Source organism: Streptomyces sp. GbtcB7 (genome assembly GCF_019091445.1).
Taxonomy (GTDB): Bacteria; Actinomycetota; Actinomycetes; order Streptomycetales; family Streptomycetaceae; genus Streptomyces; species Streptomyces mirabilis.
Window position 1 is genome coordinate 151,942 of the sequence record NZ_JAGXJM010000023.1, and the last position, 22,775, is coordinate 174,716.

Annotated in this window: 18 protein-coding genes and 2 pseudogenes; 14 read left to right on the forward strand and 6 right to left on the reverse strand. The window is 70.7% G+C overall.

Annotation, left to right across the window (positions count from 1 at the left end):
• Window positions 1–111 precede the first annotated feature (111 nt).
• Both KVT44_RS33325 and KVT44_RS33330 read left to right on the forward strand, forming a co-directional pair.
• Entirely contained in the window at window positions 112–786 is a 675-nt protein-coding gene (locus KVT44_RS33325) for a response regulator transcription factor (protein ID WP_217570963.1), read from the forward strand.
• A 41-nt stretch (window positions 787–827) separates the two neighbouring features.
• Entirely contained in the window at window positions 828–2,000 is a 1,173-nt protein-coding gene (locus KVT44_RS33330) for a cytochrome P450 (RefSeq protein WP_217570965.1), read from the forward strand.
• 77 nt (window positions 2,001–2,077) lie between these two features.
• Here KVT44_RS33330 and KVT44_RS33335 read toward each other — a convergent pair whose 3' ends face one another.
• Window positions 2,078–3,088: a Gfo/Idh/MocA family oxidoreductase gene (locus KVT44_RS33335; RefSeq protein WP_217570967.1), complete on the reverse strand. Its 1,011-nt coding sequence runs from the start codon at window positions 3,086–3,088 to the stop codon at window positions 2,078–2,080.
• 127 nt (window positions 3,089–3,215) lie between these two features.
• On the opposite strand from KVT44_RS33335, the gene KVT44_RS33340 reads away from it, so the two are divergent.
• The 9 genes from KVT44_RS33340 (at window position 3,216) to KVT44_RS33380 (ending at window position 15,170) form a co-directional block, all read left to right on the forward strand.
• Entirely contained in the window at window positions 3,216–3,953 is a 738-nt protein-coding gene (locus KVT44_RS33340) for a GntR family transcriptional regulator (RefSeq protein ID WP_099919942.1), read from the forward strand.
• A 149-nt stretch (window positions 3,954–4,102) separates the two neighbouring features.
• Window positions 4,103–5,095 (forward strand): sugar ABC transporter substrate-binding protein, encoded by a 993-nt coding sequence (locus tag KVT44_RS33345; RefSeq protein ID WP_190171428.1) that lies wholly within the window; start codon window positions 4,103–4,105, stop codon window positions 5,093–5,095.
• 140 nt (window positions 5,096–5,235) lie between these two features.
• Window positions 5,236–6,240, forward strand: coding sequence for a sugar ABC transporter substrate-binding protein (locus KVT44_RS33350; RefSeq protein WP_217570969.1), 1,005 nt, complete (start codon window positions 5,236–5,238; stop codon window positions 6,238–6,240).
• Complete coding sequence (locus tag KVT44_RS33355; protein WP_095851796.1) at window positions 6,237–7,298, forward strand: ABC transporter permease; 1,062 nt, start codon at window positions 6,237–6,239, stop codon at window positions 7,296–7,298. The genes KVT44_RS33350 and KVT44_RS33355 overlap by 4 nt, the downstream gene beginning before the upstream one ends.
• A gap of 17 nt (window positions 7,299–7,315) precedes the next feature.
• On the forward strand, window positions 7,316–8,140 hold the full coding sequence (locus tag KVT44_RS33360; protein WP_217571058.1) for an ATP-binding cassette domain-containing protein: 825 nt from the start codon (window positions 7,316–7,318) through the stop codon (window positions 8,138–8,140).
• A 172-nt stretch (window positions 8,141–8,312) separates the two neighbouring features.
• Window positions 8,313–9,458, forward strand: coding sequence for an ROK family glucokinase (locus KVT44_RS33365; protein WP_054237090.1), 1,146 nt, complete (start codon window positions 8,313–8,315; stop codon window positions 9,456–9,458).
• The gene (locus tag KVT44_RS33370) at window positions 9,455–10,036 is read left to right on the forward strand and encodes a sugar kinase (RefSeq protein ID WP_217570970.1); all 582 of its coding nucleotides are present in this window, start codon (window positions 9,455–9,457) and stop codon (window positions 10,034–10,036) included. Before KVT44_RS33365 ends, KVT44_RS33370 begins: the two co-directional genes overlap by 4 nt.
• A gap of 107 nt (window positions 10,037–10,143) precedes the next feature.
• The gene (locus tag KVT44_RS33375; RefSeq protein WP_217571060.1) at window positions 10,144–13,002 is read left to right on the forward strand and encodes a DEAD/DEAH box helicase; all 2,859 of its coding nucleotides are present in this window, start codon (window positions 10,144–10,146) and stop codon (window positions 13,000–13,002) included.
• Window positions 13,003–13,040: 38 nt separating this feature from the next.
• Entirely contained in the window at window positions 13,041–15,170 is a 2,130-nt protein-coding gene (locus tag KVT44_RS33380) for an SWIM zinc finger family protein (protein ID WP_217571062.1), read from the forward strand.
• Between the two features lie 82 nt (window positions 15,171–15,252).
• Here the strand turns inward: KVT44_RS33380 and KVT44_RS33385 are convergent, their stop codons facing one another.
• On the reverse strand, window positions 15,253–16,302 hold the full coding sequence (locus KVT44_RS33385) for a cytochrome D1 domain-containing protein (RefSeq protein ID WP_217570972.1): 1,050 nt from the start codon (window positions 16,300–16,302) through the stop codon (window positions 15,253–15,255).
• Window positions 16,303–16,390: 88 nt separating this feature from the next.
• The gene (locus KVT44_RS33390; protein WP_217570974.1) at window positions 16,391–17,635 is read right to left on the reverse strand and encodes a Dyp-type peroxidase; all 1,245 of its coding nucleotides are present in this window, start codon (window positions 17,633–17,635) and stop codon (window positions 16,391–16,393) included.
• Window positions 17,636–18,571: 936 nt separating this feature from the next.
• Here KVT44_RS33390 and KVT44_RS33395 point away from each other — a divergent pair.
• Entirely contained in the window at window positions 18,572–19,723 is a 1,152-nt protein-coding gene (locus KVT44_RS33395; protein ID WP_217570975.1) for an alpha/beta hydrolase, read from the forward strand.
• Between the two features lie 206 nt (window positions 19,724–19,929).
• Window positions 19,930–20,079 (forward strand): annotated as a pseudogene (locus tag KVT44_RS33400) (alpha/beta hydrolase); the annotation flags it as partial.
• Here the strand turns inward: KVT44_RS33400 and KVT44_RS60160 are convergent.
• The 3 genes and pseudogenes from KVT44_RS60160 to mdlC form a co-directional block, all read right to left on the reverse strand.
• Window positions 20,079–20,204, reverse strand: coding sequence for a hypothetical protein (locus tag KVT44_RS60160; RefSeq protein WP_302832135.1), 126 nt, complete (start codon window positions 20,202–20,204; stop codon window positions 20,079–20,081). The pseudogene KVT44_RS33400 and the gene KVT44_RS60160 sit on opposite strands and share 1 nt — an antisense overlap.
• A 149-nt stretch (window positions 20,205–20,353) precedes the next feature.
• Window positions 20,354–20,461, reverse strand: a pseudogene (locus KVT44_RS33405) (DUF1348 family protein); the annotation flags it as partial.
• Window positions 20,462–20,634: 173 nt separating this feature from the next.
• A complete protein-coding gene (gene mdlC / locus KVT44_RS33410; RefSeq protein ID WP_217570979.1) occupies window positions 20,635–22,158 on the reverse strand; it encodes a benzoylformate decarboxylase in 1,524 nt (507 codons plus the stop codon).
• Between the two features lie 14 nt (window positions 22,159–22,172).
• On the opposite strand from mdlC, the gene KVT44_RS33415 reads away from it, so the two are divergent.
• Window positions 22,173–22,616: a hypothetical protein gene (locus KVT44_RS33415; RefSeq protein ID WP_217570982.1), complete on the forward strand. Its 444-nt coding sequence runs from the start codon at window positions 22,173–22,175 to the stop codon at window positions 22,614–22,616.
• Window positions 22,617–22,775 lie beyond the last annotated feature (159 nt).

The window sequence follows — 22,775 nt, forward strand, 5'->3', positions numbered from 1 at the left end:
ACTCCTCACTCCCGGGAGAGACCCCGTCGAGACTGTCCTGGCGGCCGACGGTAGTCGTTCGTCGCGGTCGAGGCGTGGGTAATGCCCCGGCGGGCACCTACGGTAGGCCCCATGAATGCCATCCGGCTGCTTCTCGTCGACGACGATCCGCTGGTCAGGGCCGGCCTGTCCTTCATGATGGGCGGCGCCGACGACATCGAGATCGTCGGCGAGGCCGCGGACGGCGGCGAGGTAGAGGCGCTCGTCGACCGCACCCGCCCGGACGTCGTCCTGATGGACATCCGGATGCCGGTGATCGACGGACTCACGGCCACCGAACGGCTGCGGGGGCGCGCGGACGCGCCGCAGGTCGTGGTCCTCACCACGTTTCACGCCGACGACCAGGTGCTGCGGGCGCTGCGCGCGGGTGCCGCCGGGTTCGTCCTCAAGGACACGCCGCCTGTGCAGATCCTCGACGCGGTACGCCGGGTCGCGGCCGGTGATCCCGTGCTCTCGCCCGCCGTCACCCGCCAGTTGATGGAGCACGCGGCCGGTGGGACGCCGGGCGGGCGGCGTACCGGCGCCCGGGACCGGATCGGCGCGCTCAACGACCGTGAACGCGAGGTCGCCGTGGCCGTCGGCCGGGGCTCCTCCAACGCCGAGATCGCCGCCGAGCTGTACATGAGCGTCGCCACCGTCAAGACCCATGTCTCACGGATCCTCGCCAAGCTCGGCCTCAACAACCGTGTGCAGATCGCCCTGTTGACGTACGACGCGGGACTTCTGGAGGGAGACGACGGGCACTGAGCGTGGGGCCCGCGCGTTGTAAGGACAACGGGAGGGGCACCATGATCGATCTGGGGGAGTACGGCGCGGGGTTCACGAGGGACCCGTATCCGGTGTACGCGGCGCTGCGCGAGCGCGGCCCCGTCCACTGGGTGCGGACACCGCAGCCGGGTGCGTACGAGGGCTGGCTCGTCGTCGGGTACGAGGAGGCGCGGGCCGCTCTCGCCGACCCGAGGCTCTCCAAGGACACGAGGAGAGGGGGGTGGAGTTCGCTCGAAGAAGAGCTGATGGGCCGGTATGTGCTGATCGCCGACCCGCCGGAGCACACCCGGCTGCGCTCCCTCGTCACGGGCGCGTTCACCATGCGGCGGGTGGAGGCGCTGCGCCCGCGCGTCCAGCAGATCACCGACGAACTGCTGGCCGAGATGCTGCCGAAGGGGGGCGCCGACCTCGTCGACTCGTTCGCCTATCCGCTGCCGATCACCGTCATCTGCGAGCTGCTCGGCGTCCCGGACATCGACCGGGTGGCGTTCCGCGCGATGTCGAACGAGATCGTGACGCCGACCGATGGAGATTCCGAGCTGGCCGCCGTCCGGCAGCTGGCCGCCTATCTCGATGAGCTGATCGAGGACAAGCGGTGCACGGCACCCGGCGACGACCTGCTCAGCGACCTCATCCGCACCCGGGCCGAGGACGGCGACCGGCTCTCCCGTGACGAGCTGCGCGGGATGGCGTTCATCCTGCTGGTCGCGGGCCACGAGACCACGGTCAACTTGATCACGAACGGTGTGTACACCCTGCTCACCCACCCCGACCAACTCGCCGCGCTGCGGGCCGACATGACGCTCCTCGACGGCGCGGTGGAGGAGGTGCTGCGCTTCGAGGGACCGGTCGAGACGGCGACGTACCGCTATGCGGCGGAGCCGTTGGAGATCGGTGGCAGGGCCATCGCAGCGGGTGACCCGGTGATGATCGGGCTCGACGCCGCGAACCGTGACGCGGCGCGTTGCCCGGAGCCGGACCGCTTCGACATCCACCGCGCCCCGCAGGGCCATCTCTCCTTCGGGCACGGCATCCACTACTGCCTGGGTGCGCCGTTGGCCCGTCTCGAAGCCCGGGTCGCGCTGCGCTCCCTGCTGGAGAGATGCCCGGATCTCGCGCTGGACGGGCCCCCTGGTGACTGGCTCTCGGGCATGCTGATGCGCGGTCTGCGCAGCCTGCCGGTGCGCTGGTGAGTGGTGGTGCGTGGGGGAGTGAATGGAGGGGTGACGGTGGTGCGGCTTCGGGTGGGGAGCGGCACCGACGTGTTCGCTCAGTCCCGTCTGCCGGGGATCTCCGCCAGATACACCGGGCGTCTCTCCAGCCGCGACAGCTCGCAGGCCTCGGCGATGCGCAGGGCGTGCAGGGCCTCCTGCCCGTCGCAGGGGTTGGCGCGTTCGCCGCGCACGACGTCGACGAAGGCGGCGAGCTCGGCCTCGTAGGCAGGGCCGAAGCGCTCCAGGAAACCGGTCCACGGCTTGTCGGCGGCCGGCGGTCCGGCCGGTTCGGTGGAGGCGATCGGCGTACGGTCGTCCAGGCCGACGCCGATCTGGTCCAGCTCGCCGGCCAGCTCCATGCGTACGTCGTAGCCCGCGCCGTTCAGCCGGGTCGCGGTCGTCGTGGCGAGCGTGCCGTCGTCCAGGGTGAGGACGGCGGCGGCCGTGTCGATGTCATGCGCCTCACGGAACATCGAGGGCCCGGCGTCGGAGCCCATCGCGTACACCTCGACGACCTCGCGGCCGGTGATCCAGCGCAGCATGTCGAAGTCGTGGACGAGGCAGTCGCGGTACATGCCGCCGGAGATCGGGAGGTACGCGGCCGGGGGCGGCGACTGGTCGGAGGTCATCGCGCGGATGGTGTGCAGCCGTCCGAGCCGCCCCGAGCGCACCGCCTCGCGCGCGGTCGCGTAGCCCGTGTCGAAGCGGCGCTGGAAGCCCAGCTGCAGGACCGTGCCGGCCGCGTCGACCTCGGCGAGCGCGGACAGCGTGCCCGGCAGATCGACGGCGATCGGCTTCTCGCAGAACACCGGGAGCCCCATGCGCGCTGCCCTCCCGATCAGTTCGCCGTGCGCCGAGGTGGCCGCCGTGATCACCACGGCGTCCACGCCCCAGGTGAAGATCTCGTCCACGCTGGGTGCCGCCGTGGCGCCCAACCGGTCCGCGACCGCATGTGCCCTCACCGAGTCCGCGTCCGTGACGATGAGGGAGCCGACCTCGCGGTGGCGGTTGAGAACGGTCGCGTGAAATGTGCCGATACGACCCGTTCCGATAAGTCCGATGCGCATGGGAACAAACTGAGGCCCACCAGGCACGCTGTCAATGCTTTGTCCGGACAATCGAACTACACAACTTCCCGTCAACATCTCCCGGAGCTACGCTCGGCCCGTGCCGAAACCAGATGAGGATCCGACCGTGTCGCTCCAGCTCAGCGTCGACCGCAGCAGTCCGGTCCCGCTGTACTTCCAGCTGTCCCAACAGCTGGAGGCAGCGATCGAGCACGGGACCCTGACCCCGGGCAGCCTTCTCGGCAACGAGATCGAGCTCGCGGGGCGCCTCGGGCTGTCCCGTCCCACGGTCCGCCAGGCCATTCAGTCCCTCGTCGACAAGGGTCTGCTGGTGCGCCGCCGCGGTGTCGGCACCCAGGTCGTGCACAGCCAGGTCAAGCGGCCCCTGGAGCTCAGCAGTCTGTACGACGACCTGGAGGCGGCCGGGCAGCGTCCCGCGACCCGGGTGCTCGTCAACACCGTCGTACCGGCGTCCGCCGAGGTCGCGGCCGCTCTGGGCGTGGCCGAGGGCAGTGACGTGCACCGGGTGGAGCGGCTGCGGCTCGCCCACGGGGAGCCGATGGCGTACCTCTGCAACTATCTGCCCCCGGAGCTGCTGGAGCTGGACAGCGAGCAGATGGAGGCCACCGGTCTGTACCGGCTGATGCGGGCCGCGGGCATCACCCTGCACAGCGCCCGCCAGTCCGTCGGCGCCCGCGCGGCCAGCGCGGAGGAGGGGGAGCGGCTCGGTGAGCCCGAAGGGGCACCGCTGCTCACCATGCAGCGCACCACCTTCGACGACACCGGACGCGCGGTCGAGTTCGGCAGCCACATGTACCGCGCCTCGCGCTACTCCTTCGAATTCCAGCTCCTCGTACGGCCGTGAAGCGGTCGTGAAGGGGTGGTGAATCGGCTTCGGCGAGGCCGAATTTGAATCGTAAGAATGTTCCAAAAAGTCCATTGACTGGTGTGCGGGCGCAAAGCTAGAACTCCCCTCAGTCGCAAAGGTGCGGCGGAAAAGAGGGTGTTCCGACCATGCGTACAGCCCGAACGGCAGCGGCGGTGATCGCCGTGATCGCGCTCGCGGCCGGCTGCAGCAACTCCGGTGGCAAGGACTCCGAGAACAAGGCGAGCGCCGGCGGGAGCGGCGGCAAGGCCGCGAGTACGCCCCGTCTGAAGATCGCGATGGTGACGCACTCCGGCGAGGGTGACACCTTCTGGGACATCGTGCAGAGCGGCGCCAAGCAGGCGGCGAGCAAGGACAACGTCGACTTCCTGTACTCGAACGACAAGGAAGCGGGCGGGCAGGCCCAGCTCGTTCAGGCCGCCATCGACAAGAAGGTCGACGGGATCGTCGTCACCCTGGCCAAGCCCGATGCCATGAAGGACGTCCTCGCCAAGGCCGAGCAGGCGGGCATCCCGGTCGTCACGATCAACTCCGGTGCCGAGTTCTCCAAGCAGTTCGGGGCGCTCGCGCACTTCGGCCAGGACGAGTCGGTCGCCGGTGAGGCCGTCGGCGAGGAGCTGAACAACCGGGGCCTGAAGAAGGCCGTCTGCGTCATCCACGAGCAGGGCAACGTCTCGCTGGAGCAGCGCTGCGCGGGCGTGAAGAAGACCTTCAAGGGCACGCTCGAGAACCTCAACGTCGACGGCACCAACGCCCCCGCCACGCAGTCCTCCATCGAGGCGAAGCTCCAGGCCACGAAGGGCATCGACGCCGTCGTCACCCTGGGCGCCCCGATCGCCGCCGTCGCGGTGAAGGCCAAGGCCGACGCGGGCAGCAAGGCGGAGATAGACACCTTCGACCTGAACGCCGAGGTGGTCAAGCGCCTCCAGGCCAAGGAGGTCGGCTTCGCGGTCGACCAGCAGCCCTACCTCCAGGGGTACGAGGCCATCGACATGCTGTGGCTCTACAAGACCAACGGCGACATCCTCGGTGGCGGCAAGACGGTCCTGACCGGCCCGGCCATCATCACCGAGAAGGACGCCTCGACCCTCGAGAAGTACACCGCGCGCGGGACCCGCTGATGGGGTGCACGATCCCAGTGTTCGATACTTGGGCGTTTGGGGCCGGCGAGATGTCGGCCCCCGGGGCCTGCGGAACGGCCCGCCGGGCCGCTTCGCGGGCCCCGGCGCACCAAAGAACACAGCAAGAAGGGCACGGCCTCGTGGCACGGACTCGGACCTGGGTAAGCATCGCGCTCGCAGGGGCGCTGGGGGTGTCCCTCGCGGGATGCAGCAGCACCGGCGGGAAGCGGGCCGAGGATGCCCGTAAGGCGGCGGCGGCCCAGGGCAGGGCCGCGGTGAACACGCCCAAGTGGACCTTCGTGATGATCACCCATTCGGGCGATGGCGACACGTTCTGGGACATCGTGCAGAACGGCGCCAAGCAGGCCGCGGTCAAGGACAACATCAACTTCCTGTACTCGCACAACGCCGAGGCGCAGCAGCAGGCGCAGCTCGTCGACGCCGCCGTGGACAAGCAGGTCGACGGCATCATCGTCACGCTGGCCAAGCCGGACGCGATGAAGGCCGCCGTCGCGCGCGCCGAGAAGGCCGGCATTCCCGTGATCACGGTGAACTCCGGCTCCGAACAGTCCAAGGCGTTCGGCGCGCTCGCCCACATCGGGCAGGACGAGACGATCGCCGGTGAGGCGGTCGGCGAGGAGCTGAACAAGCGGGGCCGCAAGAAGGCCCTGTGCATCCTGCACGAGCAGGGCAACGTCGGCCACGAGCAGCGCTGTGCGGGTGTGAAGAACACCTTCCACGGCACCGTGCAGAACCTCTACGTCCAGGGCACCAGCATGCCCGACGTGCAGTCCTCCATCGGCGCCAAGCTGCAGGCCGACGAGTCCATCGACACGGTCGTCACGCTCGGCGCCCCGTACGCGGACACCGCGGTGAAGGCGAAGGCCGACGCGGGCAGCAAGGCCGAGATCGACACCTTCGACCTGAACGCGAAGGTGGCCTCGGAGCTCAAGGACGGCACACTCGGCTTCGCGGTCGACCAGCAGCCCTACCTCCAGGGGTACGAGGCCGTGGACCTGCTGTGGCTCTACAAGTACAACGCCGATGTCCTCGGCGGCGGCAAGCCGGTCCTCACCGGCCCGCAGATCATCACCAAGGATCAGGCCGCCGCGCTCGAGGAGTACACCAAGCGGGGGACCCGATGAGCGCCACTGCGCCCGCACCCGCGCCGTCGCCCGACACCAAGGTCGACGAGCGCCTCCTGAAGACCTCGCCCCTGCGCAGACTCATGGGCCGGCCCGAGCTCGGCTCCGTGGTCGGCGCGATCGCGGTCTTCCTCTTCTTCGCGATCTTCGCCGACAGCTTCGTACGGGCCGCGAGCCTCAGCACGGTGCTGTACGCCTCCTCGACGATCGGCATCATGGCCGTACCGGTCGCGCTGCTGATGATCGGCGGCGAGTTCGACCTCTCCGCGGGCGTCATGGTGACCAGCTCCGCGCTGATCTCCTCGATGTTCAGCTACCAGATGACCGCGAACGTCTGGGTCGGCGTCCTCGTCTCGCTGGTCGTCACGCTGGCGATCGGCGTCTTCAACGGCGTCATGCTGACCCGCACGGACCCGCCGAGCTTCATCATCACGCTCGGCACCTTCCTGATGCTGACCGGCATGAACCTCGGCTTCACCAAGCTGATCAGCGGCACGGTGTCCACGAAGTCGATCTCCGACATGCAGGGCTTCTCCTCGGCCAGGGACGTCTTCGCCTCGACGTTCACCATCGGCGGCGTCGACTTCAAGATCACCATCCTGTGGTGGCTGGCCCTGGTCGTCGTCGCCACCTGGATCCTGCTGCGCACCCGCTTCGGCAACTGGATCTACGCCGTCGGCGGTGGCGAGGACGCGGCCCGCGCGGTCGGCGTCCCGGTCAACAAGACGAAGATCGGCCTCTACATGGGTGTCGCCTTCGGCGCCTGGATCTCCGGGCAGCACCTGCTGTTCTCGTTCGACGTCGTGCAGTCCGGCGAGGGCGTTGGCAACGAGCTGATCTACATCATCGCGGCCGTCATCGGCGGCTGTCTGATCACCGGAGGCTACGGCTCCGCGGTCGGCGCTGCGGTCGGCGCGCTGATCTTCGGCATGGTGAGCAAGGGCATCGTGTTCGCCGAGTGGAACCCGGACTGGTTCAAGTTCTTCCTGGGAGTGATGCTGCTCCTGGCGACCCTGCTCAACCACTGGGTCCGCAAGCGCGCGGAGGCGACGGCATGACGACGGACGGCGACGGCATGGCGACGGACGCGGGAAAGGCGACCGGCGCGGCCGCCACGGAACGCACGGCGCTCGTCGAACTCGACGACGTCAGCAAGTACTACGGCAACATCCGCGCCCTCGAAGGCGTCTCGCTGGTGGTGCACGCGGGGGAGATCTCGTGCGTGCTCGGCGACAACGGTGCGGGCAAGTCGACGCTGATCAAGATCATCGCGGGCCTGCACCAGCACGACGCGGGCACCCTGAGCATCGAGGGCGAGGAGACCCGGCTCACCTCCCCGCGCGAAGCCCTGGACCGGGGCATCGCCACCGTCTACCAGGACCTCGCCGTGGTCCCGCTGATGCCGGTGTGGCGGAACTTCTTCCTCGGCTCCGAGCTGTCGAGGGGCACGGGCCCCTTCAAGCGCATGGACGTCGACCGCATGCGCAGGACCACCCACGCGGAGCTGCTGCGCATGGGCATCGACCTGCGTGACGTCGACCAGCCCATCGGCACCCTCTCCGGCGGTGAGCGCCAGTGCGTGGCGATCGCCCGCGCCGTCCACTTCGGCGCCAAGGTCCTCGTCCTCGACGAGCCCACCGCCGCGCTCGGTGTGAAGCAGTCCGGTGTGGTCCTCAAGTACGTGGCCGCCGCGCGGGACGCCGGCCTCGGCGTGGTCCTCATCACTCACAACCCGCACCACGCGTACCTGGTGGGCGACCGTTTCGTCCTCCTGAAGCGCGGCGCCATGTTCGGCAGCCACACCCGCGACGAGATCAGCCTCGACGAGCTGACCCGCCAGATGGCGGGCGGCAGCGAGCTGGACGACCTGCGTCACGAGCTCGAGCGGAGCGCCCCCTAAGAGGCGCGGGGCTGTGACATTTGCGGCTCTGCCGCGTGGCGCGACCAGCCACACACGGCCCGCGGTTCACATACGGCCCAAGGCTCTCCGGGGCGTTCCGACGGAGCGTTCCGGAGAGCCCAGGGGGACTCCGCCATGCGCCCCCATGGCGCGGTGAGGCAGAATCGGCCCGATGAGCACCTACCGCGACCTCGCACACCGCGGCTCCGCGCGGGCCACTGTCCTGCGGACCGTAGGGACGCGTGAACGCCGTTCCCACCTGACGGCTCCCCGCGTCCCCACCGTCGGTATCGACATCGGCGGCACGAAGGTGATGGCGGGCGTCGTCGACGCCGACGGCAACATCCTGGAGAAGCTCCGCGCCGAGACGCCGGACAAGTCCAAGAGCCCCAAGGTCGTCGAGGACACCATCGTGGAACTGGTCCTGGACCTCTCCGACCGGCACGACGTGCACGCCGTCGGCATCGGTGCCGCCGGCTGGGTCGACGCCGAGCGCAACCGCATCCTCTTCGCCCCCCACTTGTCCTGGCGCAACGAGCCCCTGCGCGACCGTCTCGCCGGACGGCTCGCCGTCCCGGTCCTGGTCGACAACGACGCCAACACCGCCGCCTGGGCGGAGTGGCGGTTCGGCGCTGGCCGTGGCGAGGACAACCTCGTCATGATCACGCTCGGCACCGGCATCGGCGGCGCGCTGCTGGAGGACGGCCAGGTCAAGCGCGGCAAGTTCGGCGTCGCGGGCGAGTTCGGCCATATGCAGGTGGTCCCCGGCGGTCACCGCTGCGCGTGCGGCAACCGCGGCTGCTGGGAGCAGTACAGCTCGGGCAACGCGCTGGTCCGCGAGGCCCGCGAACTCGCCGCCGCGGACTCCCCGGTCGCGTACGGGATCATCGAGCACGTCAAGGGCAACATCGGCGACATCACCGGCCCGATGATCACCGAACTCGCCCGCGAGGGCGACGCCATGTGCATCGAGCTGCTCCAGGACATCGGCCAGTGGCTCGGCGTCGGCATCGCCAACCTGGCGGCTGCCCTGGACCCCTCCTGCTTCGTCATCGGCGGCGGCGTCAGCGCGGCCGACGACCTCCTCATCGGCCCCGCGCGCGACGCCTTCCGCCGCCACCTGACCGGCCGCGGCTACCGTCCCGAGGCCCGTATCGCCCGCGCCCAGCTCGGCCCCGAGGCCGGCATGGTCGGCGCCGCCGACCTCGCCCGCCTCGTCGCCCGCCGCTTCCGCCGCGCCAAGCGCCGCCGTGTGGAGCGCTACGAGCGGTACGAGCGCTACTCCGAGTCCCGCCGTACGACCCAGGGGACGCTGTGACGGCCTCGCTGCCGCGCCAGGCCTCACCTCCGGACGAGCCCCGGCGCCCGCCGGAGGACCCGCGCCACAAGTTCCGCCGCCGTGCCCTGACGCTGCTGATCATCGTGCTGCTCATCGGCGTCCCGGCCGGCTACCTGGTGATCTCCGCCAACCAGAGCCGCGACAGCGGCAAGCAGAAAGAGGAGAAGTACTCGGCGACCGGCCTCACCGTGGGCTGGCCCTCGCGCGTCCAGCGCCGCCTCTACCAGGTGCCGATCCCGCTGAACGCCGTCGCCGTCGCCTCCTACGAGACGAACAACTGGAAGACCAGCCGCTTCTACGTACAGTTCGCCACCAACGGCGCGGGGCTTGAGCAGTTCCTCGCGGAGGTCGGCACCAGCCGGGACACACTGCGCAAGAACAACATCGCCATCGGCACCCGCGACCAGAAGGTCGTCGGCTGGAAGTTCACGGGCCCCGGCTCGTGGTGGGGCCTCACGCACGAACAGAAGGACCCGGCGCCCACCCAGGACATCGTCGTGAACTGGCCCCAGCCCGGGCGCGCCATGGTCTACGTCGTCTCCCGCACGATCCCCTGAGCCGCCCCGGCCCCGCACCGGCGCCACCGTCGGGGACCGATTGTCAGAGCCCGCCCGTAGAGTCGAAGACAACTGATTCGGCCGAGGGGCGGGAGGTGACCGGACGTATGGGCGACGAGGCCGTGAGGACCGATGCGGCTGTGCCGGTGCGGTTTGCCGCCGTCTTCCTGCCCGCACCCGTGCCCCGCCAGGGGCGCGTCGCCTTCTGGGACCCTGAGGGCGGGCCGCTGCCGCCCGACGGCGGCTCCGGGAGCGTGCCGCCCGCCGAGAGCACGACGTCCGCCGAGCCGACCGAGCTGACGGTGGTACGACCGCACGGCTCGGGAGCCCGCCGCGGCACCGTCCCCGCCCTGACCCTGCCGATCGCCGAGGCCCTCCCGCTGCTCGCCGGGGCCCGCCACGACCGCGCCGCGCATCCGGCCACGACCTGCTGGGGCGCGGCCGCGCTGCACGCGCTGCGGCTCGTCGCGCGGGGCCGGCTGCTGCCCGGGCTCACCCCCGAGGGCCACGACGCCTGGCGCGCGGGCCCACTGGACCCGGACGACATCGCCCACCTGCGGGCCGTGGCCGCCGCTCTTCCGTACGAAGGGCATGCCGTCCCGCTCCCCGGCAAGGGCCCCCTCCGGCTGCCCGACCCGGAAGCGCTGATGCGCTCCTTCCTGGACGCGGTCGCCGACACCCTGCCCCGCACCCCCGCCGCTCCCCACACCTCGGGGAAACCCTTCGCGGCCGGAGAGCCGCAGCGGCTGCCCGGAGCCCACGACTGGGCCGCCGAGGTCGCCGCGGGCATGGACGCGGGCGTACGGATCTCGCTCCGCCTGGACCTGTCGGCGTACCAGCTCTTCGACGACGGCGAGGGCGCGCACCGCGCGGGCGCCGCCGTCGTCCAGGTGCACAGCCTCGCCGACCCCACCCTCGTCGTCGACGCCGCGGCCCTGTGGGCGGGCGACGCCGACACGGCCTTCGGCCCCCGCGCGCGCGTGGACGCGGCGCTCGCCGTGCGCCGCGCCGCCCGCGTCTGGCCGCCCCTGGACCGCCTGTCCGAACAGGACGTGCCCGACGTCCTCGCACTCTCCGAAGAGGAGCTCTCCGACCTGCTCGGCATCGCCGCGAACCGCCTCGGCGCGGCCGGCGTCGCCGTCCACTGGCCCCGCGACCTCGCCCACGACCTCAGCGCCGCCGCGGTGGTGCGCCCCGCGCCCGGCTCGGCCACGGACGGCACCGGATTCTTCGAGAGCGAGGAACTGCTCCAGTTCCGCTGGCAGTTGGCCCTCGGCGGTGACCCGCTCACCGAGGCCGAGATGGACGCCCTCGCCGAGGCCCACCGCCCGGTCGTCCGGCTGCGCGACCAGTGGGTCCTCGTCGACCCCGCGCTCGTCCGCAAGGCACGCAAGCGGGAGCTGGGCCTGCTCGACCCGGTCGACGCCCTGTCGGTGGCGCTCACCGGCACCGCGGAGGTCGACGGCGAGACGGTCGAGGCGGTGCCGGTCGGCGCCCTCGCCACGCTGCGCGACCGTCTGACGGCCGGCATCACCCCCGTGGAGCCGCCCCCGGGTCTCCAGGCCCGGCTGCGGGACTACCAGCTGCGGGGCCTCGCCTGGCTCGACCTCATGACCTCGCTCGGCCTCGGCGGCTGCCTCGCCGACGACATGGGCCTCGGCAAGACCATCACCGTCATCGCCCTGCACCTGCGCCGGGAGCGCGGCGAACCCACCCTGGTCGTCTGCCCGGCATCGCTCATGGGCAACTGGCAGCGGGAGATCAACCGCTTCGCGCCCGGCGTCCCCGTCCGCCGCTTCCACGGCCCCGACCGCACCCTGGAGGACCTCGACGGCGGCTTCGTCCTCACCACCTACGGCACGATGCGCTCGGCCGCGCCCCGGCTCGCCCAGCAGACGTGGGGCATGGTCGTCGCCGACGAGGCCCAGCACGTCAAGAACCCCTACTCGGCGACGGCGAAGGCCCTACGGACGATCCCGTCCCCCGCGCGCGTGGCCCTCACCGGCACGCCCGTGGAGAACAACCTCTCCGAGCTGTGGGCCCTGCTGGACTGGACGACGCCCGGCCTGCTCGGACCCCTCAAGTCCTTCCGCGCCCGACACGCGCGCGCCGTGGAGAACGGCGAGGACGAGGAGGCGATCGCCCGCCTGGCCCGGCTGATCCGCCCCTTCCTGCTCCGTCGCAAGAAGTCCGACCCAGGGATCGTCCCCGAGCTCCCGCCCAAGACGGAGACGGACCACCCGGTCCCCCTGACCCGCGAGCAGGCCTCCCTCTACGAGGCCGTGGTCCGCGAGTCGATGCTCGCCATCGAGACGACCGACGGCATCGCCCGCCGGGGCCTGGTCCTGAAGCTCCTCACCTCCCTCAAGCAGATCTGCAACCACCCGGCGCTGTTCCTGAAGGAGGACGCCCGGGCGGTCGCCCTCGGCCCCTCCGCCCGCTCCGGCAAGCTCGCCCTGCTCGACGAACTGCTGGACACACTGCTCGCCGAGGACGGCTCGGCGCTGGTCTTCACCCAGTACGTGGGGATGGCCCGACTGATCACCGCCCACCTGGCCGCGCGCGCCGTCCCGGTGGAGCTTCTGCACGGCGGCACCCCGGTCGCCGAACGCGAGCACATGGTGGACCGCTTCCAGAGCGGGGCCACCCCGATCCTGGTGTTGTCCCTCAAGGCCGCGGGCACCGGCCTGAACCTCACCCGGGCGGGCCACGTCGTCCACTTCGACCGCTGGTGGAACCCGGCCGTCGAGGAACAGGCCACTGACCGCGCCTACCGCATCGGCCAGACCCAGCCCGTCCAGGTCCACCGCCTCATCACCGAGGGCACGGTCGAGGACCGCATCGCCGAGATGCTCGAAGCGAAGCGGGCGCTCGCCGACGCCATCCTGGGCTCCGGAGAGGCCTCCCTCACCGAACTGACCGACCGCGAGCTGTCGGACCTGGTGTCACTGCGGAGGTCGTCGTGAGCGGTGCCGAGGAGGAGACACGACCGGTGACCGAGGGCATGGACGTGCCGGACGCCGAGCCGTCCGCTCCCGCGGCCGGGCCGCGCCCCGCCGACGTGGCGCGTCGCGCGCTGCGGGCCGCGCGGGAGCGCGATACCCGGGGCGCGGCGGCAGGGGACGAGCCGGGTTCGCGGTCCGACGGGGTGACCTCCCCGGCGGCCCGACCGGGCGACGCGGCCAGGGAGGCCCTGCGCCGGGCCGCCACGACCGCCACGAGGGGGAGCGGTCCGCATCCGCATCCGCATCCGGACCCGGGTCCGGGTGCCGACACCGTCCCGGATCCGGAGACCGCCTCAGGCGCCGGACCCGGTCCGGTACGGCCTTCCGCCCGTGCGGAGACGGCGGACGCCCCGTCCGCCGACGTGCCCGTAGCCGGCACGCGTCCTGGTGACATCGCCCGCGAGGCACTGCGCGCGGCGCGCACGGAGGCGCGACAGGCGCGGACGGCGGCGGAAACCAAGGGAGCCGGAAGCGCGCACCGGTCGGCAGACCGTGCGGCGGACCGCGCGGCGGCCGGTGCGCGGGTCCGGCGCGACCGACGGGACCAGGACCGGGGAGGCCGGGTCCGGGACGTACGAGAGGTGCTCGCGGAGGCCTTCGAGCTGCCCGGCGCCGAAGCGCCGCGCGAGACAACCGCCAGCGGCCGTTCGGGGCACCCCGACACGGACACCAAGACCGACGTCGAGACCAACACCGAGACCGCCTCCGACGCCAACAGCGACACCAAGACCGACGCCGAAACCGACGCCGAGAAGGGGCACCGCAGGTCTGCACACCCGGAGCACTCGGAGCACCCGAGGCTCTCGACGCAGCCCCGGCTCAGTGAGGCGAGCACGTTCCCGTCGGCCGCCGCCGTGCCGCGCTCCATGGCGTCCCCGCGCCGCGACGGCGAGCTGCGCCGCACGTTCGAAGCGCTCCCCGCCCGCACCTCGCACGCGGACACCTTCGCGGAGACCTGGTGGGGCAACGCCTGGGTGAGCGCCCTCGAAGAGGGGGCCCTGGACGCGGCGCGGCTGGCGCGCGGACGGGCGTACGCCGACCAGGGGCACGTCGACGCCATCACCGTCACACCGGGACTCGTGCTGGCCTATGTCCACGGGAGCCGCCCGCGGCCGTACCGCGTCCAGGTCCGACTGCGGACGCTGGACGACGGCGACTGGGACCGTTTCCTCGACGCGGCGGCCGAGCGCCCCGGGCACATCGCGGCGCTCCTCGACAAGGAGATGCCCAAGTCGCTCGCGGACTGCGGAGCCGACCTGCTTCCCGGCCCCGGCGACCTCGCACCCCAGTGCAGCTGCCCCGACCACGGCCACCCCTGCAAACACGCCGCCGCCCTCTGCTACCAGACGGCACGTCTGCTCGACGAGGACCCCTTCGTGCTGCTTCTGCTGCGCGGCAGGGGCGAGCGCGAGCTGCTGGACGCGCTGTCCCGCCGCAACGCCACCCGCGCGGCCCGCGCCGCCCAGGAACAGCAGTCGGCGCCACTGCCCGGCGTACGGGCCCGTGACGCCCTCGCGCGCCGGGCGCTGCCGCCCCTCCCGGCGCCGCTGCCCGCCCCCGCGCACCCCGAGCAGCCGCCGACCTACCCGGGCGCGCCGGGCGGCCCCGACCCGTTCGCGCTGGACCAGCTCGCCACGGACGCGGCTGCCCGCGCGCACGCGCTGCTCACCACGGGCCGCGACCCGGTCGCGGAGTTGACGCTGTGGCAGGACGCGGTACGGCTCGCCGCCGCCCGCCCCGGTTCCGGCCTCACCGGCGCGACCCGCGCCCTGTACTCCTCGCTGGCCTCCGTCGCCGGCCGTACCCCCGCCGACCTGGCGCGCGCGGTCGCCGCCTGGCGGCAGGGCGGGCTCGAAGGGCTCACCGTCCTCGAAGAGCCCTGGGACCCGCCCGCGGGCCGTTTCGACCGCGCTCGCCCCCTCCTCCTCGCCGCCGACCTCCCCGCCTTCCGCCCCTGGCGCAACCAGCTCACCCACCCCCGTGGCCACGCCCAGCTCCGCCTGGGCCACGACGGCCTCTGGTACGCCTACGAATCGGAACCGGGCCGCGAGGACTGGTGGCCCCGGGGCACCCCCGACCTCGACCCGGTCGGCGCCCTGACCGGCCTCGGCGCACCGGGCGAGCTCTGACCGGCCCGCCCGCGCAGAGCGAGTCACGCGGCACCCCGGTCGGGCACCGTGCGGTGAGTGAGACCAGGCGGGTGGCGTGCTATCAACTCACTGCCACGCCGTAGGGGCTGTTGCCGACGGTGACCGTTGCGCGGACCTTGCGGGACTTGGGGTCGATGACCGTGAGGGTGCCCGCGGCCTGCTCCGTGACGTAGATGCCGTGGCTGGTGACCTCAAGGTTGAACGGGTCGGTGCCGGGAGGGCCCACGGAGATGGCCGACGAGACGCGGTTGCTGCCGGTGTCGATCACAGACACCTTGCCCGGGCCGAGAACGGCGGCGTAGACCGATGTGGCGTCCGGCCCGATTGCCACGTCGAAGGGGCCTTCGCCGACGGGCACCTCAGTCGTCTTGCGGGTGCGGGTATCAACGGCCAGGACGCGTGCTGCGACCTCGTCGGCGACGTAGGCGGACTTGCCGTCGGGAGTGACGACGACGCCCACAGGGGAACGCCCGGCGGGGAGGTTCCCGGTGACCCGGCGTGTACGGGTGTCGATGACCGACAGGGTGCCCGACCCGGAATTCGCGACGTAGGCGGTACTACCGTCACGGCTGAAGGCCACGTTCACCGGGGATTTGCCGACCGGGATGCGTGCGGTGACCCGGTTGGTTCCGGTGTCGATCACCGAGATGGTGTTGGAGCCGCCGTTGGCGACGTAGAGCGATCTGCCGTCGGGCGTGATGCTGACACCCGTGGGGCTCTTCTCCACCGACACGGTCGTGGTGATTTTGTTGTTGCGGGTGTCGAGCACCGCTACCTGGGCCGAACCGTTCTCGGCGATGTAGACGTTTCTGCCGTCCTGGGTGACCGCGACACCTTCGGGTGCTGTACCGGTCTTTACGGTGGCGAGGACCTTGTAGGTGTGGGCGTCGATGACCGAGAGGGTGTTGTCCTGCTGGTTGGTGACATACACGCGGCCGCTGGAGCCGGGGCCGTCGGAGGGCGCAGGCATCCTGGCTGCGGCATGCGTTTCGGCCGACCCGGCGGAGGTGCAGGAGGTCAACAGGATGCCGATGGTCGCGGCGAGGGCGGGTCGGAGTGTCCTGGGGTGTCGGCGGCCGCTGCCGGCTCGGGTCCGCAGGGCAGAGAACATCTCGCCTCCTGTGCGCGTCACAAGGCTTGGTCCGGGACCGGCCGGCATCGTGCCGACGGCCGCCGGGTGACAAGGGTCGGGGTCGGGTTCAGGTCAACAGCCCGCGGGCGTAGTAGTCCTTCTCGTCCCGGACTCCAGGAAGTGCGAAGAAGTAGCCCCCGCCCTTCGGCGTGATGTAGGGCACCAGCGCCTCGTCTTCCAGCCGGGTCTGCATGGCGATGTAGGTCTTGAGTTCTCGCTGGAAGCAGACGAACGCATGGCCCATGTCGAGTTCCGGCTCATTGGGGCTTCGGTCGTAGTCGTAACTGCGGCGCAGGATGGTGCTGGTTGCCGCGGTGTCGGGGGTCTGGGGATTGGCGCGGCGGATGTGACAGTTCAGCGGGGTGATCAGGCCCTGCGGGTCATTGGTGTAGATGGGGTCGAGGAGGTCCGAGGCGTTCTCGCCCACGGCGTACATGGGAGCACCGCTCGCCTTGCGGCGGCCGAAGATCCGCTCCTGCTCGGCGACGGGCACCTTCTGCCACGCCTCGATGTGGAAGTGCACGATACGCACCGCGTGGTACGTGCCGCCTGCGGCCCAGTCCGGTTCGCTGGACTTCGGCTGGGCCCAGACCCACTGGTTCATCTGCGCGGAGTCGGTGGTGTCCGGATTGGCGATGCCGTCCTTGAAGCCGAACCAGTCACGCCGGACACCCACGGGGCGTTCCGGGTTGCGCTGACCGTCGATGCGCCAGCGCAGCTTCATCGCGGACTTGGTGTGGGTCAGGATGTCGATCAGTGCGTGCACCGTCGTGTCGCGGTGATCGGCACAGATCTGGATCAGCAGGTCCCCCTGACTCAGGGCGGGATCCAGGTCATCGTGGAGGAAGGGCTTCATGGACACGAGCTGGACCGGCTTGCGCCCGCTCAGTCCGTAGCGGTCGTCGAACAGGGATGCGCCCACTCCGACGGTCAGGGTGAGACCGTCCGAGACGACCGTGGGTCCCAGGATGCCGCTGTCCGATGGCGTTGAGGACGGGGGCTCCTTCGGGGGCCTGCCGCCCGCCGTGAGGAAGCGGGCCCGCGAAGTCAGCGTGCGGAACAACTCCGTGAGCCCTGCACGGTCGGAGGCGGTCACGTCGCACGAGAGGAAAATCGCGTTCTGTTGGGGCGGAGTGAGGATGCCGGCCTGGTGAGGGCCGTACAGGGGAATCACACGCGACATCACGCGCCGCTGACCGCTGCGCACCGGGGCGGCGAGCGCCACACCGTCGCCGAAGACGGTCCCGCCCGCCGCTCCGGCCAGGCCCGCAGCCGCGCCCTGAAGGAGCGCCCGCCGAGCGAAGGCGCCCATAGGGCATCCCCCGCCGATCCCCGCGTTTGATCTCGGAGTTGCTTCCCCAGTCATGGTTCTCCTCAGGTAAGGAACCAGGTGGTGGCGTACGGCGCTGGCATGAGCGGATTCCCTGAGCCGGCTCGGCGCCGAAAGGCGCATGACCGCATACGGCAGCCGCACCGGCGCCTGGAGCGCCGACAGCTGCATGACTGTCCGCAAAAGTGAACCTATCGGACACGCGTGGTGGTGCAACTCGGATGGGTGTCGCGCGGCCGAGCCTTCACCGCCGACGTCGTGCGTCGGCCGGCGACCCTTTGAGTGCTCTGGATTCCCGGTGCGCTGTGCGTCGGCACGCGGGGCCACCGCGGCGGAAAGGATTTCGTGGCGGTGCGGCCCGGTGGACCCGTGGCGTGCATCGAACTGTGGCCCACGGCTCCTTTCAGCCTGATCGCTGTCTCCGTGCGGGACGGCGCCGAGGCCACGGCACGTTGGCTCTGCCGTCTGGCACCGAAGATCGACTCTTCCACCTGCGGGGGCGGACCCGACTGCCACTCTTGGCTCGCTCGCTGCTGGCCGGGGCCGCCCACTGTGACTTGGACTGGTGTGCTGAAGGCGCGGGATACGACCTCAACACCCGTACCGCGACGGTGCCGTACCTACGACCGCGACGTTCGACCGCAGCTGGACCACCGCACACTGCCCGCCCCGCTGCCGGCACGCGCCACTGGTGAGTCGACGGTCCCGTAGTGACCGGCGCGGCAGGGCCCGGCGTCCCCGTTCCCGGTGCCCGAACGACCTTCTTGACGCAGCCGACGTCCGGCCTGCACGAGGTGGGACGGGCCGCCGGATTCGATGGTCCGGTGCCTCGTGTGGCCTAACGCGGATGGTGGACGCCGAGTGGCGTCCGCAGGATTACGGAGGGGGTCGAGTCCATCATGTAGGGAATCCGCAGACATGAGAACAACTCTCGGCGTGCCCAAGACACGTCGCCTGCGCCACGTCGCAGTGGCCGCACTTCTGACCGCGATAGGCACCGCGCTCAGCGCCTGCGGCGCCGGTGACGGCGCCGCCGGGACCGGCCGGGACTTGACCGCGGTGGCCGAGGAGGCCAAGTACGTCCCGTGCGGCAACCCACCGCAGAAGCTGGAGACGATCGACCAGGACTTCCTCAACCAGCTGGCGGCGGCCGACGGTCCGCCGCTGTACAAGCTGTCGTACCCGGCTGCGCGTGACGTGCTGGACAAGCTCCAGGCGGACCCCGTCCCGATGCGGCCCGCGCAGATCAGCCAGCGCAGCGTGCCGGGCGGTCCGACGGGACCGGTGTCGGTGCACATCGTGCGCCCCGACGGCGTCAAGGGAACCCTGCCCGGCATCGTCTACATCCACGGCGGCGGCTGGGTGTTGGGCAACTTCAAGACCCATGAGCGTCTCGTGCGTGAGATCGCCGACGGGGCCCGTGCCGCGGTTGTGTTCGTCGACTACACCCCGTCACCTGAGGCTCAGTTCCCGGTACCGATCGAGCAGGCGTACACCGTCGCCAAGTGGGTCGGTGAGCACGGCGGCGAGATCGGTGTCGACTCCAGCCGGTTGGCGGTGGCCGGTGACTCGGTGGGCGGAGACATGACCGCCGCGGTCACGCTGATGGCCAAGCAGCGCGGCGGACCGCACTTCCGGCAACAGGTGATGCTGTACCCGGTCACGGACGCTGACTTCGACAGGGCGTCGTACTCCCGCTACGCCGAGAACTGCTGGCTTGCCCGGCCCGCCATGATGTGGTTCTGGAATGCCTACGCGCCCCGCGTGGCCGACCGTTCCAACCCGCTGGCCTCGCCGCTGAAGGCGACCGTCGACCAGTTGAAGGGCCTGCCGCCCGCGTTGGTGATCACCGACTCCGACGTGCTGGAGGACGCGGCCAAGTCGTACGCGGCCAAGCTGACTTCGGCCGGCGTGCGGGTGACCTCGTCGCACTACGGCGGAGTCACCCACGACTTCATGATGCTGAACGCGCTGCGTAACACCCAGGCTAACAAGGACGCCGTGGTCGAGACCACGGCAACCCTGCACGAGGCGCTGTACGCCACCGAGGCCCCCGCCGCAGGAAAGTAGAGCCGACACACGGACTTGTACGGAGTCCGAGGGTCCGAAGACGGCATCCGTACTGTTCCGCGCCGATAACCCGGGCATTTCGGTCCCAGGCAGGTGAAGCTGGAACAAGGAAGCCTCTGATGAAGGCGTCTACTACGCGGCGGTGGTATGTCCCGATGGCTCTGGCGACGGCGCCGCGCCGGCCGGACACGGTGCGTGCCACTGGCAACCCTCTGCAGACTCTGACCACCGACGCGTTCACGGTGAAGGACTTCCTCAAGCCTGTCAAAGGCCCGATCGTACTCGTGGGGTACTCCTACGGTGGTTCGGTCATCACGAACGCGGCAGCCGGGGTCAGTAACGTCAAGGCTCTCGTCTAGATCGACGCGGCCGCTCCGGCGGTCGGGGAGATCACGGCCCAGTTCAGCGGTTCGACGTCCGCGCTTTCGGCCTCGCCATCCACGCTGCACGACGCCGTGCCGTACACGAACGCCCCCGCCAAGGCTCATCCGTGAAGTGACGTAGCGTGGTGCGTTCCGGTGAACCGGGGTGCATCGCATTGGCATTCAGGCCTCGCTCCCGCGTGTGGGGGCGTCCGCGGCCCACCTGGGCCGAACACGGAAGTAGCAGCACTCCGATCGTTGTTCGGCCTTCCCGTATGCGCAGGTCGTTGATGCTGGCAATACGCCGGCGCATGAGTCCGCCGTCGTCGAACTCCCAGTTCTCGTTGCCGTACGATCGGTACCAGTTGCCCGAGTCGATGGGGGCCTGCTCTCCATGTCGACTCCAGGTTGGAACAGCTAGGTGCTGGCGTGCCTGCCGCTGCCACTCACTGCCTCAAGTGAGCGGCGGCGGATCGAGTTCGGGCACTGAGGTGGTCGGCAGGCACTGCCCAGAGCGCGCCGATGGGTTCGGTTCGGCCGGGGGCGGGGTCAGCGCTGGAGGATCTCCACCAGGCGAGGGCCGGTCGCGGTCTCCTGCTGCCGGAGGTAGTCCGTGAGGTCGTCCAGGGACTCAGCGCGGTGGGTCTCGACTCCGTAGCCGCGGGCGATGTCCAGCACGTCGAGGCCGGAGATGTCCAGGTAGGGCCCCTCGGGTACGTGCAGGACCTCCGAGAACTCCTGCAGCGCGCGGTACTTGGTGTTCGTGCACACCACGAACGTGACGGCCACCTGGTGCCGCATCGCGGTCCACAGCGCGGACGGGGTGTACTGCATGGCGCCGTCCCCGATCAGCGCGACCACCGGCCGGTCCGGGCAGCCCAGCCGCAGCCCGATCGCCGCGGGCAGCCCCCAGCCGAGGCCGCCGGCGGCGCAGTAGAACAGCGACTTGGGCCGGCTGATCGTCAACCGGTCGCGCACCAGGTCCGCCGACGTCCACTCCAGGGCGAAGACGGTGTCCTCGCTTGTGCCCCGGTCGATCGCGTCGAGAATCGCCTCGGTGGTGAAGTGCGGTCCGCTGGTGTCGGTTTCGGGCAGAGTACGGGCCGGTGGCCAGTCCCGGCCGCTGTCGGCGACGGCCGCGGCGACCCGCGCCAGCGCGTCCGAGGGATCGCCCACCGCAATCCGCCCGAACGGCGCCCGCGCCGCCTCGTCGGGGTCATCGGTGACCGCGTGCACCCTGACGCCGGGCCGCAGGAAGGGATCGTCGCTCGGCGCGTGGTAGCGGAAGACGGGCGCGCCGAAGCAGATCACCGTGTCGTACCGCGCGAGCACGTCCGCGACGGCGCCCGCGGACGACGGCAACTGCCCCTGGTAACAGCGGTGCCGCGTCGGGAACGGCGAGCGGGGCGGGCTGGGGGCGACCCAGACGGGGAGTCGTGCGCGTTCGGCCAGCGCGACCGCGGCCTGGAACCCCTCCTCGGTGTCGGAGCCGGGCCCCAGCACGAGGGCCGGCGCCGAGGCGCGGTCCAATGCGCTGACGAGGCTGTCCACGGCCTTCTGCGGAAGCACGGGGGTGCCGATCATCTCGCGTTCGAGCAGCAGGTCGAGCGCGTCCTCCTCCGCCGGCTGCGTCCAGTCGTCCAGGGGGACGGACAGGTAGACCACGCCGCGGGGCGCGGAGTCGGCGAGCATCAGCCCCTTGGACACCAGGGCCGGCCCGTCCTGCGGGCGCAGCGGCTCGCCCGACCACTTCACCAGTGGATCACCGAGCTTGACCGGGTCGACGTTGGTGAGCATCGCGCCCACCGGTACGTAGCGTCTCGCCTGCTGACCCGCCATCACCACCATCGGCGTGTGGCAGTCCACCGTGTTGGTCATGCAGCCCATGGAGTTGCCGGTGCCCGAGGCCGCGTGCAGGTTCAGGAAGCCGACCGTGCCCGACGCCTGCGCGAAGCCGTCGGCGATCGCGATCGCGGCGCCCTCCTGGAGGACCAGGTAGTACGGGATGTCCTCCGGAAGCCCGGTCAGGAAGGACAGTTCATTGGATCCCGGGTTGCCGAAGACCGCTTGCACGCCAGCTCAATCCCATGGCCGCGTTCGACGACCTCACTCGCCTCGTCCCTCCGCCGCCGCAACCACTGTGGGCGAACGGAGACTGGAACGAGGTGGAGGCAGCACTCGGCATGGAACTCCCCTCGGACTTCAAGCAGTTGGTCGGAGCCTACGGAGCCTACGGAGCCTACGGAGCCTACGGGGCCTACCACTTCGCCGAGTTCTTGACGCCACTTACGCCCTTTGGCGGGCGAGACCTGCTGGTCGGCCCGGCGAAGCGGCTGCTGGACAATGGGGACCGCGTGTGCTGGCTCACTGACAGGAAGCCGGACGAGTGGACGGTCGTCTGCTGGAATCCGCGGGGCTGGTACTACGACGCCCATTCTGTGGGTGCAGTCGAGTTCCTGCTCGGCTGGCTGTCGGGACACATCAGCACCAACATCTTTCCTGATGCCTTTGAGTTTGCCGAGGTGGACTGATCCGCTGCTCGTCGGGCATCGTCTCCGGTCTTGTCGCCCGCACCAACTCCAGCCACCCCAGCCGCGTCGGTCAGCGAGGGCCACTGAGTCGGACGAGTTGGCCGATCAAGCTCCAGCGCGACGGCGATTCCCGCAGATTGATCACGACTCGATACGCGC